We start from the raw sequence: 15,520 nt of genomic DNA, 5'->3' as shown, positions 1-15,520 counted from the left end.
TATCAGTCGCGCTTGACGCGCACGATCCAACCGCCGCCCAAGACCTCTTCGCCGCGATAGAAGACCGTCGCCTGTCCGGGCGTGATGGCGCGCTGTGGCTCATCGAAACGGATACGCGCGCGTCTTTCGCCGATCATCTCGATCGTCGCGGGCGCCTCTTCGTGTCGGTAACGGACGCGCACCTCGGCGCGCACGGCTTCGCGCGGCTCAGCGAAAGCCACCCAGTTGACGCCCGCCGCGGTGAACTCTCTGGCCAGCAGCTCATGATCTTCGCCGACGATGACGCGATTGCGCGCCGCATCTATGGCGACCACATAGAGCGGGCGATTGTGCGCGATGCCGAGGCCGCGCCGCTGGCCCACCGTGTAATGATGAAGCCCCTTGTGCGAACCCAGAACCTCACCGCGCGTGGAGACGATTTCGCCAGCCGGAGGCGAGGCGCGCCCTTCCGTTTCCAGATAACGGTCGATGAAGCCAGCGTAATCGCCATCCGGCACGAAACAGATCTCCTGTGATTCGGCCTTCTCCGCGACGGTCAGACCCAAACGCCGCGCGGCGGCGCGCACCTCATCTTTGGTCATCTCGCCGAGCGGGAAGATGGCGCGCGCAAGTTGCTCTTGCGTCAACTCCCAGAGGAAATAGGATTGATCCTTGCGCCGGTCGCGCCCGCGCAACAACCGATATCTCCCGCTTCTTTCGTCAAACTGCACGCGAGCGTAATGCCCCGTCGCCACACGCTCGCAGCCCAAACTCTGGGCCAGTCGATCGAGCGCGGCGAACTTCAATCGGCTGTTACAAGCCACACATGGGATGGGCGTTTCGCCGTCCAAGTAGCTTTGGACGAACGGCTGGACCACCTCTTGCTCGAACTCGCGTTCGAGGTTGAGGACGTAGAACGGGAAGCCGAGCTCCTGCGCCACGCGCCGCGCGTCGTACACATCGTCGAGCGAGCAGCAGCGCGAAGGCAGCGGCTCGCCGTTCTCATCGAAAACCGGGTTGCGGCGCTGGTCCCATAACTGCATCGTGAAGCCGACGATTTCATGCCCGGCTTCGAGCAGAAGCGCGGCTGCCGTCGAGGAATCGACGCCGCCGCTCATGGCCACTGCGATCTTCATATTGCCTTCCGTTCGCTTAAATCAGATTCCGTCGGTCCGTTTGCCGCCGATGATGCCGAGTGTTAAGATGCATCATGTAGCCGTTCGAGTTCGCGACGAATGCGTTACGCTAAAGGATACCTCAAAGGGGGATGAAACGTCAGCCCGCGAGGGTGTCTTTTCAAGCTGGGCGAAGATGGCCGAAAGAGTTTTAACCGAACGCGCGATCGAAGAGTACCGCATCACGGACGAGCCATTCTATCTTCCGGTTGGCAACGAGACGGAGCTATTCGAAGCGGCCTATCATGCGCGATTGCCCGTGATGCTTAAAGGGCCGACTGGGTGCGGCAAGACGCGCTTTGTCGAATACATGGCCTGGCGGCTCAATCGTCCGCTGATCACCGTCGCCTGCCACGAGGACCTTTCGGCGACGGATCTGGTCGGTCGCTTCTTGCTCGAAGGCGAAGAGACGGTCTGGCATGATGGACCGCTGACGACCGCCGTGCGTTACGGCGCCATCTGCTATTTGGACGAAGTCGTCGAAGCGCGCAAAGACACCGTGGTCATCATCCATCCGCTGACGGATCATCGGCGCAGGCTTCCGATCGAAAAGCGCGGCACGTTGCTCGAAGCGCCGCCCGAATTCATGCTCGTCGTCTCCTACAACCCCGGCTATCAATCGATCCTCAAGGACCTGAAGCAATCGACACGCCAACGATTCGTTTCGATCGAATTCGACTATCCGCCGCCCGAACTCGAAGCCGAGATCGTCGCGCGCGAAGGCGGCATCTCGCTCGAGATGGCGCGCGATCTCGTCCTGATCGGGCAGAAGGTCAGAAATTTGCGCGGTCACGGTCTCGAAGAGGGGGTTTCGACTCGCCTGCTGATTTACGCGGCGCAGCTCATCGCGCGCGGCATTGCGCCGATCGCCGCCGCCGAAGTCGCGCTCGCTTTTCCGATCACGGACGATCGCGATCTGCAACGCAGCATACGCGAGATCATCACGACGGTGATCTGATCGCCACCGAACCCAGCCGAACCTCGTCTTCCTCGCTCACATTCGAAGAGCGTTCGAATTTAAGCTCCTTGCCCGTCGCGAGGGCCATTTGCTATAGTTGTTTTTCGGTCCAATTTTGAGGACAACTAACGTTCAGGGGGGAGAGAATCCAATGAGCGCACAAGAACCGATCACTCGCGCCGAGACGGGAACGGAGCTTTCGACGCGGCTGACATATTTTCTGATCGGCGGCACCATCGGAGCCATCATCGCCTTGCTATTCGCCCCGAAACCGGGGCGCGAACTCCGCAGCGACCTCGCCGATGCGACGCGGCGAGGCGTTGACCGCACGCGCGAAGCCGCCGCGCAACTCGGAGCCAAAGCGGGCGAGTACTATTCGACGGCGGCGCAGAAAGCGAGCGAGCTGGCCGAAGCCGCCCGCGAAGCGGCAGCGCGCAAAGGGGAACAGATCTCGGCGGCCATCGAGGCTGGCAAACAAGCCTACGTCGAAGAGAAGCGCCGAACGGAACTATCCGGCGCTTTCGAGCCCGAGTCGTAAGGGCAAGGGCCCATTTTCGGCTCGCGCTTTCGCTTCGAGGAGGTTGGTTTCATGGCCTCGAGCCATGTGATCAATAAGGAAACCGGAGTCAGCCGTGCGTAGTCTACTCGCTCTGCAAATCAGCACCGACGATCCGCTCTTCTGGATCCTGGTCATCATCGCCGCTTCGTTCGTCATCATCGCTTTGACGATCCTGTTCATCGCCGTGGCGATCGGGCGCATCTCGCGCACGGTGGCGGCGGTCGAAAAGCGCGTCGAGCCGATGCTCGAACGCCTGTCGGCATTGAGCGAAGAGGTGCGAAAGATGACGGCGCAAGGGCGCGAGATCGCCGGGCAGATTCAAGAGATGTCGGGCCACCTCTCAACCGCTGCGTTGCACCTTTCCGAGTCGACGGCGATCGTCCGCGACGAGATGCGTGAGATCAGAGATCTGGTGAGCCATTCGGTCGAGACGGCGCGTGACAAAGTCGAAATGATCAGTCGCTCAATAGACGAAACGCACGCGCAGGTCGTCGCCACGACGCGCTTCATTCAATCGCGCATCGTCGATCCGGCGCGCGAGCTTGCGGCGATCATGGCCGGCATCCGGCGCGGGCTGGAAGTCCTCACGGCGCCGACGCCGAAGCCGATCAATCAATCCTACGGCGAAGAGGAGATGTTCATCGGTTGACCGTGAGCGCAAAACGATGATCGTAAGTCGCCCGAATCTGCGCCAGGGTTCGGGCGCTTCGGTTTTAAGGGGTCGCTTGAAGCCCCTTTGAGCATCTAAGAATTAAGCGGTGGACGAACGCGAAGAAGGCTACATGTTCGAAACCGAGCAGGAACGTCCGCTCAGCAAGGATTGGCGCGAACGCTTGCGCGCCATCGCCAATCCGAACGAGCGGCAGCGGTTCGTCGAGCTACTGCGCCGTTTGCGCAGTCTGCCCGCGGATCGCGCGCGCGTTGCGGTGGAGGTGAGCGCGGCGCTCGCCATGATCAGCTTGCGCGCGAGCGCCGAGTTCCTGCGCGCGGCCCCCGAAGCGGCACAGCATCTCGAAGCGGAAGAACTGCGCGCGTGGGGCGAGATGGGCAGGCGTTTAGCGATGTCCAATCATGAGGCGGGACAGAGCTTCTTCGCGCAAGGCGTGGCGCACCTCGCCGAGCTTAGGAGCGACGCGCGCAAGCTCACCTTTCAGATCTGCCTGCGACAGATGGCGCTCTCTAGCTCGATCGCGCTTTCGACCTATCGGCGAACGGCGGCGCTACGGCAATTGGTCGAAAGCGATGAAGAGCTGTGCGGGATCCTAGAAGTAGCGCTCGAGATCGCGCGGCGATCAGCCAAACACAGCGCCGATTTTCTCGACCGAGCGGCAAAAGTGGCGGGGCGAGTCGATCAGTTCGGCGCGTCACGCCATGAGATCATGCGCGAAGCGATCGCTCTAGCCGCATCCCTCGCCGCCCGGGCTGGCGGCATCGCCGCAGACTTTTGGGCTCTTCTTCCAACAGGCCTCGACCGCCTGAGCTTTGAAGAGGCGCATAGACTGTTCCGGCACACGGAAAGGATGTTGGAATACGGCGGAGCGGTGGCTCTGCGCGCTTTCGCCGCCGGCAGCGAATTGCTGCGTCTCGCGCCCGAAACCTTCGCCGACTGGACCAGCCTTCTGAGGATCGTCGGCGAGCATTCGAGTTCCTCAGCCATCGCTTTGGCGCGCGTTGGCCCGGAGATCGCGCGGACCATTTTGCGCGAGCATGCGGCGGGGCCGGAGACTCTGCGGCGTATCATCGCTGCGGCGCGACAAGTCGCCCAGGCTGACACCGAGGCGGCCATCGCCTGTTTCCGTTCGGCCCCCTCAGCTCTCCGCTCCTCGACGCTCGAGCAATTCGAAGCGTGGGCGGCGGAGGGACTGCGGCGCGAGGCGGACGCTAAAGCGCGTCGCAGCTACTATGCGCTCGAAACGCGCCAGAGCAACGAGGCGCTCAGATCCGGCGCCGGACTGACGCTCGAGCAGGTCGCGGCGACGCTGCGCCTTTACGTCGAAGCCTTGACGGGGCGCGAAGTCGAGATCGCGCCGCTCGTTCACGCAAGCAACGAAGCGCGCATCAACGACGGACGGACGATTCATCTGCCGCCGAACGTCGCCGAGTTTGAGACCGAAGCGCTCAATTTCCGCCTCTACAAAGTTCTGGCCGCGCACGCTGCCGGTCAGATAGAGTTCGGCACGCACGCGCGCGGCACGCCCGAATTGCGCGCCGCCTACGAATCGATCGCAGAGCTTTATGCGCCGGAAAATGTCGATGCGCTCGACGCTTTTTCGCTCAACGGCTACATCAACGACCCGACCAAAGGCGAAGCGGCGCTCCCGCCCGAAGAGGAGGCGCGCCTGCTGCGCGAGCGACGGCGTGCGCTGCCGGAGGATGGCGACTATCGCGCGGTGCTCGCCCTCTTTCCGCAGAAAGCGCTCGCGACGCGGATCTTCTCGACATTGGAGAACGGGCGCATCGATCGGCTCTTGCGGCGCAAGTACCGCGGCTTGGCACGCGATCTCGATCTCGTGCGCGAACATCTGCGCGCAACGCGCCCGCGCATCGCCGATCTGCCGATCAACATTATCCCCTTCGAACTGCTCTTTCAGATCACACTTTGTGGCGGCGCGCGCGATGATGCGCGTCAGTTCTACGGTCAGATCGTCAGCGAACTGGAGAGCATCGTCGCCGACTACTTGACCGGCCCAACGGTTACGGTCGCCGATACGCTGATGGCGACGAGCCGCGTCTATGCGCTCTTCCGTTCAGTGGCGCCCGAAGACTCTTCGCAGCAGGGCGAGGCGAACGATGAAACCGAAGGGCGTGATTCGGGGCGCGATCAACGAGCGCGCGAAGCGCGCGAGGCGACGCCGCGCGAACGCGAGCGGCAGCGCGAAGCGCGCGAGTTATTCAGCGCGTGGGCGCTCGAAAACCTCGAACAAGAGGCCGACGCGCTCGATGGGCCGGAGCGATGGACCAGCGCGGAGGCGCCCGAACAACCGCTCGAGCCGGGCGAGACCGCTTACCTCTACGATGAATGGGATCGCGAATTGATGGACCATCGCGTAGCGTGGTGCCGCGTCATCGAGAAGAGCGTCAAAACGGGCGATCGCTCTTTCGTCGAATCGACGCGCTCGCGTTACCGAGGGTTGATCTCGGCCATCCGCAATCAATTCCAGTTGATGAAACCGGAAGGGCTGCGTCGCGTGCGTGGCGAACTCGACGGCGAAGAATACGACTTGAATGCGGTGATAGATTACGTGACCGACCGCCGCGCCGATGGCCAGCAATCCGAGCGCATCTACACGAAGCGTTTGCGGCGCGAGCGCAACGTCGCCGTCTCTTTCTTGCTGGACCAGTCATCTTCGACGGCGCGCACCATCGGGCGCAATCCGCTGCAACCTTATACGCACCCGGGCCGCCGCATCATCGATATCGAGAAAGAGGGGCTCATTCTGATGAGCGAAGCGCTCGAAGCCGTAGGCGACGCCTACGCCATCTACGGGTTTACGAGCGAGGGACGGCGCAACGTGAAATTCTACGTCGTCAAGGATTTCGACGAACGATTCACGGAAGAGATCGAACGGCGTATCGGCGGCATCACCTATCAGCACAACACGCGCTTGGGCGCGGCGATCCGCCACGCGACGGCGCGACTTGCGCGCCGCGAAGCGCGCACGCGCCTTCTGATCGTCCTTTCGGACGGGCGACCGTACGATCATGACTACGGCGACGCGCGTTACGCGCGCGATGATGTGCGCGAGGCTTTGCGCCAAGCGCGCATGGCCGGGATCATCCCGTTCTGCATCACGATCGACCGCGACTCGGAAGCCGAACTGCGCGATCTTTACGGCGAAGTCGGCTACACGATCATCGACGACGTGCTCTCCTTGCCCGAACGTTTGCCCGCCATTTACAGGAGGCTGACGACTTGAACGAGCGACGCCGACTTCGCCCCGACAGATAGTCATCGATCGGCGATCTAGAAGCAACGCTTCCGAAGCTCGCCTCGGTCTGCGATTCGCGCGAGCCGCGTTCGACTTGCGCGGGGCAAGCTGGCCAAGCGCCTCTCCCCGCTCTCTGCCATCTGTTCGACCGATGCCCCCTTATCGATTTTCGTCGAGAATCTCGATGGCCCGCGCTATCTGCCAGGGGTTGCCGAGCAGAACCAGCACGTCTCCGACGTTGACCGCGTATTCTGGACCGGGATTGATCTCCGTCTGACCGTCGCGAATGGCCGCGATGACGGTCGCTCCAGTGGTCCTTCGCAGGTCCAATTCGCCGAGACTCTTCCCCACAGCGGGAGAACCCTCTTCGATCAAGATCGTCTCCGTCGCGGCGGAGCTCAACGCTTCCGCCAACTCGCCCGCCTCGATCACAGGGAGCGACGGCGAACGGAGCATCTGATAGCCCTCGCGGCGGATCTCGTTGACATGCTGCTGTATTTCGTGGCGCGCGACGCCATACTCGCGCAACACGCGCGAGAAGATCTCGATGCTCGTTTCGAACTCTTCCGGGATCACGTCATTGGCGCCCAAGCGCAACAGCTCCGGAAGCTCGATCATGTAGCGCGTGCGGACGATGATGTGAAGCCGCGGGTTGAGTTGACGCGCAAGCTGCACGGCGTGGCGCGTCGCCGTCGGGTCGGAGATCGCCAGCACGAGGACGCGCGCGCGCTCCGCTCCGACGCGGTGCAGAACTTCGCGCCGCGTCGCATCGCCGTAGATGATCCGTTCGCCTTGCGCCGCCGCTTCGCGCACCGTTTCGGGATTGAGCTCGACGACGATGTAAGGGATCCCCGTGCGGCGCAGAACGCGCGCCAGATTCCGCCCGTTCAAACCGTAGCCGACGACGATGACGTGATCGCGCGGCAATTCGGCCTCGTTCGGGCCGGCCTCTTCATCTTCCGGCTCGCGCGATCTGATGAGCGACTGCAAAGCGTAACCGAGGCGCGGCGCGACGTTGATCAAAAAGGGCGAAGTGGCCATCGAGATGATAGACGCGGCGATGAAACGTTGATAATCGATCTCCGACAATAGGCCTTGCGGATAGCCAGCCTGCGCGAGGACGAAAGAGAACTCGCCCGTCTGGGCCAATCCCAGAGCGGTCATCGCCGCGATGCGCGTCGAACGCCCGAGCGCGCGCACGGCGAAGAACGCAAGCGCCGCCTTCCCGAAGATGAGCGCCGCCGTCCATAACAGGACGATTGGAAAATCGGCCAGCAACGCATTCAGTGATAGCAACATGCCGATCGAGATGAAGAAGATGCTGTTGAACACGTCGCGGAAGGGCAGCACGTCGGCGACGATCTGATGACTATACTCGGATTCGGATAAGACCAGTCCGGCGATGAAAGCGCCGAGCGCGAGCGACAGCCCGATCTCCGATGTCAGCCACGCAGTGCCCAAGCTAACAAGCACGATGAAGATGATGAAGACTTCGCTGCTCCTGAGCGCGACGATGTGGCGTAAGAGGAACGGGACGACGGCGCGCGCGGTGAAGATAATGGCGGCGATGGCTAACAGAGCGATCCCGAGTCGCGAGAAGATCCGTGGCCAAGACGCGCCCCCCTGGCCGCTAAGCACTGGGATCAGCAACATCATCGGCACCGTGCTCAAATCCTGAAAGAGCGAGATGCTGACGGCGACGCGCCCATGCGGCGCATCTATCTCCGCGCGTTCGACGTAGCTGCGCAGCAAGATGGTCGTGCTCGAGACGGCGAAAAGGAATCCAAAGAAGATGGCCTGTCCCCAAGAGCGCCCAGCGAGCGCAGTGATAAGCGCGGTGGCGAGCGCCGTCGCTCCGACTTGCAATCCGCCGCCTAACAGCACGGCGCGCCGCATCTCGATGATGTTCCGCAGGGAGAATTCGAGCCCGATGCTGAAGAGCAGAAGGACGACGCCTATTTCGGCCAAAGCTTCGATGGCCGCTGGCTCGCGAATCAAACGCAAGCCGTAAGGGCCGATCAACACCCCGGCCATCATGAAACCGACGATGACTGGCAGATTGAGCCGCCTGAAGAGAAAAGCGATTGGCACGGCGGCCAAAAGCAGCACGAGCAGATCCTGCAACAAAGTTAAAGCCTCGCCCATAAACTCAGAATCATACCGCGCTTCTCGCTTCGCGCGGAAAACCGCCAGCTGCAATCTTGCGAGATCAGAAGCGGCGATGGCGAAAAAAGAAGGGCCGCGCCGAGCTGATCCTCGCGCGGCTGGCTGACATCAAAGAGAGGTGGGCGGGGGTTGAGAGACGACCATCCTTTGCGTTATAAAAGAACTTCGGTGCGGAGGGGTAGCATAATTGGTAATGCAGCGGTCTTGAAAACCGCCGCCCGAAAGGGCTTGCAGGTTCGAGTCCTGTCCCCTCCGCCAATCGCCAAGCTCCAGAGCTGCCTTCGCTTCCTCAACCGCCAGAGGTCTTGATTCAAACCCATGCAAAAGCCTGTCCCGCCGTTGCGCATCGGCGAAAAGCGCGATAGTCTAGACGCCGCTGAGTGAACCATCATTCACCCAGCGTCCTAGATCATGAGCACCGTTCGATCTTTACCGCAGCGTCCGGCTGCTGCTGACAAGCGCGAAGCCATCCTGCGCGCCGCCACCAGCGTGTTCGCTCGCTACGGATATTTCAACGCGAAGGTCGCCGACATCGCGCGCGCGGCGGGCGTGGCCGACGGGACCGTCTACCTCTACTTTCGCAGCAAGGAGGAGATCCTTCACTCCATCTTCGATCGCACGATGGAAGAGGCGATCGCCGAAGGACGACAGCAATTGGCCGAGATCAGCGATCCGCGCGAGAAGCTCCGCCGCATCGCGCGGCTTCATCTCGAACGCTTGGGCGCGGATCGCGATCTAGCGGTCGTCTTTCAAGTCGAGCTTCGCGGCTCGATCAAGTTCATGGAAGAGTTCTCCGCCGCCGGGCTGGCCGAATACCTCGGCATCATCCGCGAAGTTCTGGAAGAAGGGCAGAGGGCCGGGATCTTCCGCGCCGATTTGAACGCGAAGATAGCGGCAAAAATCTTCTTCGGAGCGCTCGACGAGATGGCGACCAACTGGATACTATCGAAGAAGCGATACAAACTCGCGCCGATGGCCGATCACGTGCTGGATGTTTTCTTGAACGGCGTGTGCGCGCAATAGAAGGGGCGACCGCCCTAGTGCGAATGATGCCGTAACTTTCGCGCGAACCCTGTTCTGATGTGGCGGGCGCGATTCGCGAGTTCTCAAAGAGGTCCTGAAGCCGAGGCGCAGAACGGTGATTTTGACGGGCGGCGCCGTCCGATCGCTTGGGGCCGATGGGATGGCGGTCAGCCTGGACCAGAACATAGGGCGCGCAGATCGAACGGCGCTCGTCGAGCGTAAGGCATGGCCATTTGCTGATCGATCTTCGATTGGAGTGTGAGGCGCGTCATGTCATCCCTGATGCAAAGCAAGATCGCGCAACCGGTGCGCACGCCGCTTTCGCCGGATGAGCCGGCGACGCTCGTCGAAGTCTTCGAACGCGCCGCGCGCAACGTGCGCAAGCCGGACATGCTCAATTACAAAAGGGATGGTCGCTGGCACGCGATCTCGACCGATGAGTTTATCGCGCGCGCGCACAGAGTGGCCGCTGGACTTCGCTCTCTCGGCATACGTCGCGGCGACCGCGTCGCCCTTCTTTCGGAGAATCGTCCCGAGTGGACCATTACTGATGCCGGTTGCCAATTTGCCGGTGCGACAGACGTGCCCATCTATCCGACGCAAGCTCCAGCGCAAGTCCGTTACATACTCGACGATGCGCAGGCGCGCGCGTTGTTCATCCAACATCGCGCTTCCTTCGCGCGCATCGCGGAGCAGGTGCGCGCATGCCCGACATTGGAGCGCGTGATCTTCTTCGATCCGGAAGGAGCGCGCGAAGCGGGCGCGATGACGCTGGCGGAACTGGAAGAGCGCGGGCGCGCGTTGCTCGAAGAGCGGCCGCATCTTGTTGAAGAGAGCGCCCGCGCCGTGCGCCCGGATGATCTCGCCACGTTGATCTACACTTCCGGGACGACGGGCGAGCCGAAAGGCGTGATGCTCACGCACATGAATCTCGTCTCGAATCTGCTTGACAGTTGCGTCGAGTTGCGCTTGAACGAACGAGATGTCGCCCTTTCAGTCCTGCCGCTGTCGCATGTCTTCGAGAGGCTCTTGATGTACGTTTATGTGCATTTCGGCGTCAGCGTCTACTACGCGGAGTCGATCGAAAAGCTCGCCGAGAACATGCGCGAGGTCCGCCCGACGGTGATGGCTGCGGTCCCGCGTCTGTTTGAGAAGATGTACGCGCGCATACGCGAGCGCGCCGCCGCAGGCGGACCGATCAAGGCGAAGCTGCTCGATTGGGCCATCGAAGTCGGCAAGGAGTGGGCCAAACGTACGCTCGGCGGCGAGAGAGTACCGTTCGCGCTCGCCCTGCAGCACCGTCTAGCGTCGCGCCTCGTCTTTTCGAAATGGAAAGAGGCGGTCGGCGGAAGGCTGCGCTACTTCGTCTCGGGCGGCGCGGCGCTTCCCGCCGAACTCGGCTACATCTTCACCGGCGCGGGACTGACGATCTTACAAGGTTATGGCCTAACCGAAACTTCGCCCGTCATCTCCGTCTGCACGCTCTCGGCCAATCGCATCGGCACGGTGGGCCGACCGATCAGAAACGTCGAAGTGCGCATCGCGGCTGATGGCGAGATCGAAGTGCGCGGGCCGAACGTCATGCGCGGCTATTACAACAAGCCGGAAGAGACGCGCGCCGCCTTCACCGAAGATGGATGGTTCAGAACGGGCGATGTCGGCATGCTCGACCGGGATGGATTCCTGATCATCACCGACCGCAAGAAAGAGCTTTTCAAGACTTCGGGCGGCAAGTACATCGCGCCGCAACCGATCGAGCAGAAGTTGAAAGAATCCCCGCTCGTCAGTCAAGCCGTGCTCGTCGGCGATGGGCGCCGTTTCCCCGCCGCGCTCATCGTTCCAGATTGGCAGAAGTTGCGCTCCTTCGCCGCCGAAAAGGGGATGGCGGTGGACCAAAAGACCGATGAGGAACTGGCGCATGATCCGCGCATCGTCGCGCTGGTCCAGCGAGAAGTCGATCGCTTGATGCAGGATTTTTCGCAGTACGAGCGCGTCAAACGCATCGCGCTGCTCGCGCGCGAACTGAGCATCGAAGGCGGAGAACTGACGCCGACGCTTAAGATCAAACGCCGTGTGATCGACGAAAAGTATCGCGATGTGATCGAGCGGATTTATGCCGAAGACGGCGTCCATCAAACGGGCGGAGAGACGACCTGCTCCGCACCTTGACGCGCAGCCCAAGCGGCGATGATGCGTCGCACCTCATCGACTTTGTCGTCGAAGAAGTGGCCGACGCCCGGCACTACCCTGAGCTGAGCATGCGCCTCTAGCGGCAGTTCGGCGACCAACGACCGCAAACTTTCGACGCTGCCGAATTCGTCCAGTTCGCCGTGCACGAAGAGGATCGGTTTGCGGCACGCGCGCAGGAACGAAAAGTCGTACATGTTGACCGGCGTTCCGATGGCGATGAGCGCGCGCACGCGGTCATCGCGCAAACCGACTTCCAATCCGACGCGGGAGCCGAAAGAGAAACCGGCCACGATCAACGGCAGAGCGGCATACCTGTCCGCTAAAAAGTCGAGCGCGACGCGCGCATCCTCCTGCTCCCCGATCCCATACCCGTATTCGCCCGTGCTCTGTCCGACCCCGCGAAAGTTTATGCGCAGTGTAGCGAAACCGGCATCCTCCAAACCGCGCGCCGCGCGAAAGACGACTTTGTTGTGCATCGTCCCGCCATGCTGCGGATGCGGATGAAGGACGAGGGCGGCGCCGCGCGTCTGCGGGCGCGGCTCTTTCAGGATCGCTTCCAAACGCCCATGCGGTGCCGGGATGAAAAGGTTGCCTGCCGGATACACTTCGAAAAATCTCTCTCCGAGCGAGTTCTCTTCGTCCACAGCAGACTAGCAAAAATGGCTCCGAAGACAAAATCCTTTCAGCGCTTCGAATCGCGACAGCCTGCGGGTAACTCAGTTTGCTCCGCGCCTAGTCGCCAAAGTTGTTGTGTGCGGACCGAGAGCTCTTTCCACCAGTTCGCTCCGACCCGAGTAAGCGAGCGCTCGGAATCATTGCGAACGGAGAAAGGGCGTGTCGCGGTCGAGCCTCGCACAAGCGAAGTCGCCTTGGCCGAATAACGCGCTCGTCGCGCAGCATCAGGAATTAGACGAGTCCCGCACAACCGAAGTCGCCTTGGCCCGATTCCGCCAGTCGCCGACCTACACGTCATCGGACGAATCCCGCACCAACGAGATCATCTCAGCCCCACTTTCTACGCTCATTCGATGACGCGCAAGATGAGGCATTTTAGGTAGAGCGTTTCGGGCACGCCGACGAGCACCGGATGATCGCTGCTTTGCGTTCGCTTCTCTATGATCTGCACGCGGCGCCGGGCGTCCGCCGCCGCATCAGCGATGATTTCGAGGAAAAGATGTTCTGTCATGTGATGAGAACAAGTGCACGTGATCAGGACGCCGCCGACGTTGAGCAGTTTCAAAGCGCGCAAGTTTATCTCTTTGTAACCGCGCATCGCAGCCGGGACGCTCGCGCGGTTTTTGGCGAACGCGGGCGGATCGAGCACGATCGTATCGAATCGTTCGCCCTGCGATTCGAATTCGCGCAGCGCGTCGAAGACGTTAGCGACGCGAAACTCGACATTGCGCAAACCGTTCAACTCAGCGTTCGCGCGCGCGGCTTCGATCGCCTCTTCCGAGATGTCTAGGCCGAGAACGCTCGCACATGCCGGAGCCATGTGGAGCGCGAACGCGCCGTTGAAAGTGAAGCAATCGAGCGCGCGTCCATGCGCGTAGCGGCGCGCGGCGAGGTGGTTTTCGCGCTGGTCCAGAAAGGCTCCCGTCTTTTGTCCGCTGAGCGGGAGGATGCGGAAGCGAACGCCGTGTTGAAGGATTTCAATGCTATCCATCGCCTCGCCATAGAGCACGCCTGCGCGCTGGTCGAGCCCTTCGAGTTCGCGCACGCGCACGTCGTTCCGTTCGATGATAACGCGCGGCGCGAGCTCTTCGACCAAAAGTTCGACGAAGAGCGATTTGAGGCGTTCGGTCCCTTGCGCGAGCGTCTGCATGACGAGCAGATCGCGATAGCGATCGACGATGAGCGATGGAAGCAGATCGCCCTCCGAGTAGACCAAACGGAAAGCATCGCATGCGCGCTCCAAGCCGGCCCGTCGTCCGATGGCGGCGCGCAGACGTTTTTGCCACCAAGCGCGATCGATCTCCTCATCGCGCATCGTCAGAAGGCGCAGCGCGATCTCCGACCGGTCGCTGTAAAGCGCCCGTCCGATGAAACGCCCGCGCTCGTCGCGAACTCGGACGACGCTTCCGCCTTCAGCTTCGACCTTACGCAGCTCGCTACGGTAAACCCACAGATGGCCGGCCCGTACAAGCGCCGCCCCGCGCGGAGAGATGATGATCGTCCCGCCCTGTGCCATCAACCTGCGATTATGCCCGACGCCACCGGAGCGCGCCAATCGCCGCCAACGGACATCAAAGAGACGGCGGCGTTGCGATTCTGCGGGTTTACGTCTCGAATACTTCTTGAAAGCTCGCCGCTTTAAGAGTAGGCTTCTGAAATCGTAGTTCGGGGTGAACGCTCATCGAAAAGATGATGAACAGCCTGGTTCGGACGATCGGACTGCTCACGGGCGGCGGCGACGCGCCAGGGCTAAATGCCGTCATCCGCGCCGTCGTCAAAACGGCCATCGGTGAATATGGGTTGCGCGTGATCGGCATCGAGGATAGTTTCGAGGGTCTGCTCGGCGCGACGCGCACGCGCGAACTCACGTCGAAAGATGTGCGCGGCCTATTGCCGCGCGGCGGCACGATCCTCGGGACGCGCAATACAGGCCGCTTCGTCGAGCGCGATGAGAGCGGGCGGGAGATCAAACCCGATTGGCTCTATCGCGAAGCGCTCGCCAATCTTGAACAGCTCGGCATCGATGCGCTGATCGTGATCGGCGGCGAGGGGACGCTGACCATCGCCGCCGAATTCGCTCGGATGGGCGTGCCTGTGGTCGGCGTGCCCAAGACGATTGATAACGACCTCGCCTGTACGGAACTCACTTTCGGTTTCGCCACGGCGCTCGACATCGCCACGGAGGCTCTCGACCGGTTGCACACGACCGCCGAGTCGCTTGATCGCGTGATGCTGCTCGAGGTGATGGGGCGGCATACGGGTTGGATCGCGCTCCATTCGGGGATCGCTGGCGGTGCCGATGTCATCTTAATCCCCGAAATACCCTTTTCGATGGAAGTGGTCGCGGAGAAGATCATGGAGCGCGAGCGATGCGGTTCGCAATTCAGCACCATCGTCGTTGCCGAAGGGGCGCGCGAGGTCGGCGGGCAGCAGATCTATCAGGATGAAGGCGATCGCCACCGCGCGCCGCGCTTGGGCGGCATCGGTCTATACTGCCGCGATTGCCTGGAGAGGTTGACGGGCAAAGAGACGCGCTGCGTCGTTCTCGGCCATCTGCAACGAGGGGGGCGGCCCAACGCCTTCGATCGCATGTTGGCGACCTGTTTCGGCACCAACGCCGTCCGCGCGCTGATGAACGGCGAACGCGGCGTGATGGTCGCGCTGCAGGCGGCGAAGATCGTCACCGTCCCGTTGGCGGAAGCGATCAGCAATATCAAAACGGTTCCGCCCGATGGCCAACTCGTGCGCACGGCGCGCGATGTCGGCATCTCATTCGGCTCACCTGATGAGGTGAAACACCATCGGCAAAGCGTCGGCGCATGATGTGCTGCTTTCCCAAGCGGCGCGTGCTCGGTATAATTTACGA

Annotated in this window: 11 protein-coding genes and 1 tRNA gene; 8 read left to right on the top strand and 4 right to left on the bottom strand. The window is 61.9% G+C overall.

Features of this window, described 5'->3' with window-relative positions; translation table 11 throughout:
* Positions 1–2: 2 nt before the first annotated feature.
* Entirely contained in the window at positions 3–1,115 is a 1,113-nt protein-coding gene (gene mnmA / locus PYK22_RS14525; RefSeq protein ID WP_041978370.1) for a tRNA 2-thiouridine(34) synthase MnmA, read from the bottom strand.
* A gap of 175 nt (positions 1,116–1,290) precedes the next feature.
* Between mnmA and PYK22_RS14520 the strand changes: the two genes are divergently transcribed.
* From PYK22_RS14520 to PYK22_RS16985, 4 genes are all read left to right on the top strand, one after another.
* On the top strand, positions 1,291–2,112 hold the full coding sequence (locus PYK22_RS14520; RefSeq protein ID WP_041978369.1) for a CbbQ/NirQ/NorQ/GpvN family protein: 822 nt from the start codon (positions 1,291–1,293) through the stop codon (positions 2,110–2,112).
* A 151-nt stretch (positions 2,113–2,263) separates the two neighbouring features.
* A complete protein-coding gene (locus PYK22_RS14515; RefSeq protein ID WP_060635719.1) occupies positions 2,264–2,650 on the top strand; it encodes a YtxH domain-containing protein in 387 nt (128 codons plus the stop codon).
* A gap of 94 nt (positions 2,651–2,744) precedes the next feature.
* Positions 2,745–3,320: a DUF948 domain-containing protein gene (locus PYK22_RS14510; protein ID WP_041978368.1), complete on the top strand. Its 576-nt coding sequence runs from the start codon at positions 2,745–2,747 to the stop codon at positions 3,318–3,320.
* Positions 3,321–3,429: 109 nt separating this feature from the next.
* Positions 3,430–6,588: a nitric oxide reductase activation protein NorD gene (locus tag PYK22_RS16985; RefSeq protein ID WP_060635718.1), complete on the top strand. Its 3,159-nt coding sequence runs from the start codon at positions 3,430–3,432 to the stop codon at positions 6,586–6,588.
* A gap of 171 nt (positions 6,589–6,759) precedes the next feature.
* Here the strand turns inward: PYK22_RS16985 and PYK22_RS14500 are convergent, their stop codons facing one another.
* Positions 6,760–8,745 carry a cation:proton antiporter domain-containing protein gene (locus tag PYK22_RS14500; RefSeq protein WP_041979190.1) on the bottom strand — a complete coding sequence of 662 codons (1,986 nt, stop codon included), beginning with the start codon at positions 8,743–8,745 and terminating at the stop codon, positions 6,760–6,762.
* A 193-nt stretch (positions 8,746–8,938) separates the two neighbouring features.
* Between PYK22_RS14500 and PYK22_RS14495 the strand changes: the two genes are divergently transcribed.
* The 3 genes from PYK22_RS14495 to PYK22_RS14485 all read left to right on the top strand — a co-directional run bounded on the left by PYK22_RS14495 (position 8,939) and on the right by PYK22_RS14485 (position 11,958).
* Positions 8,939–9,024 (top strand) — tRNA-Ser (locus PYK22_RS14495).
* 153 nt (positions 9,025–9,177) lie between these two features.
* A complete protein-coding gene (locus PYK22_RS14490; RefSeq protein ID WP_041978366.1) occupies positions 9,178–9,789 on the top strand; it encodes a TetR/AcrR family transcriptional regulator in 612 nt (203 codons plus the stop codon).
* 282 nt (positions 9,790–10,071) lie between these two features.
* Positions 10,072–11,958 carry an AMP-dependent synthetase/ligase gene (locus tag PYK22_RS14485; RefSeq protein ID WP_060635716.1) on the top strand — a complete coding sequence of 629 codons (1,887 nt, stop codon included), beginning with the start codon at positions 10,072–10,074 and terminating at the stop codon, positions 11,956–11,958.
* Here PYK22_RS14485 and PYK22_RS14480 read toward each other — a convergent pair.
* Together PYK22_RS14480 and PYK22_RS14475 are read right to left on the bottom strand one after the other, a co-directional pair.
* Positions 11,922–12,623, bottom strand: coding sequence for an alpha/beta hydrolase (locus PYK22_RS14480; protein ID WP_060635715.1), 702 nt, complete (start codon positions 12,621–12,623; stop codon positions 11,922–11,924). The two genes, PYK22_RS14485 and PYK22_RS14480, sit on opposite strands and share 37 nt — an antisense overlap.
* A gap of 377 nt (positions 12,624–13,000) precedes the next feature.
* Positions 13,001–14,209: a class I SAM-dependent rRNA methyltransferase gene (locus PYK22_RS14475; RefSeq protein ID WP_211197724.1), complete on the bottom strand. Its 1,209-nt coding sequence runs from the start codon at positions 14,207–14,209 to the stop codon at positions 13,001–13,003.
* A 137-nt stretch (positions 14,210–14,346) separates the two neighbouring features.
* On the opposite strand from PYK22_RS14475, the gene PYK22_RS14470 reads away from it, so the two are divergent.
* Positions 14,347–15,477 carry a 6-phosphofructokinase gene (locus PYK22_RS14470; RefSeq protein ID WP_041979183.1) on the top strand — a complete coding sequence of 377 codons (1,131 nt, stop codon included), beginning with the start codon at positions 14,347–14,349 and terminating at the stop codon, positions 15,475–15,477.
* Positions 15,478–15,520 lie beyond the last annotated feature (43 nt).

The organism is Pyrinomonas methylaliphatogenes, assembly GCF_000820845.2.
GTDB classification, from domain to species: domain Bacteria; phylum Acidobacteriota; class Blastocatellia; order Pyrinomonadales; family Pyrinomonadaceae; genus Pyrinomonas; species Pyrinomonas methylaliphatogenes.
The sequence above is the reverse complement of the archived record's forward strand: the minus strand, read 5'-3'. Positions and strand labels throughout refer to the sequence as shown.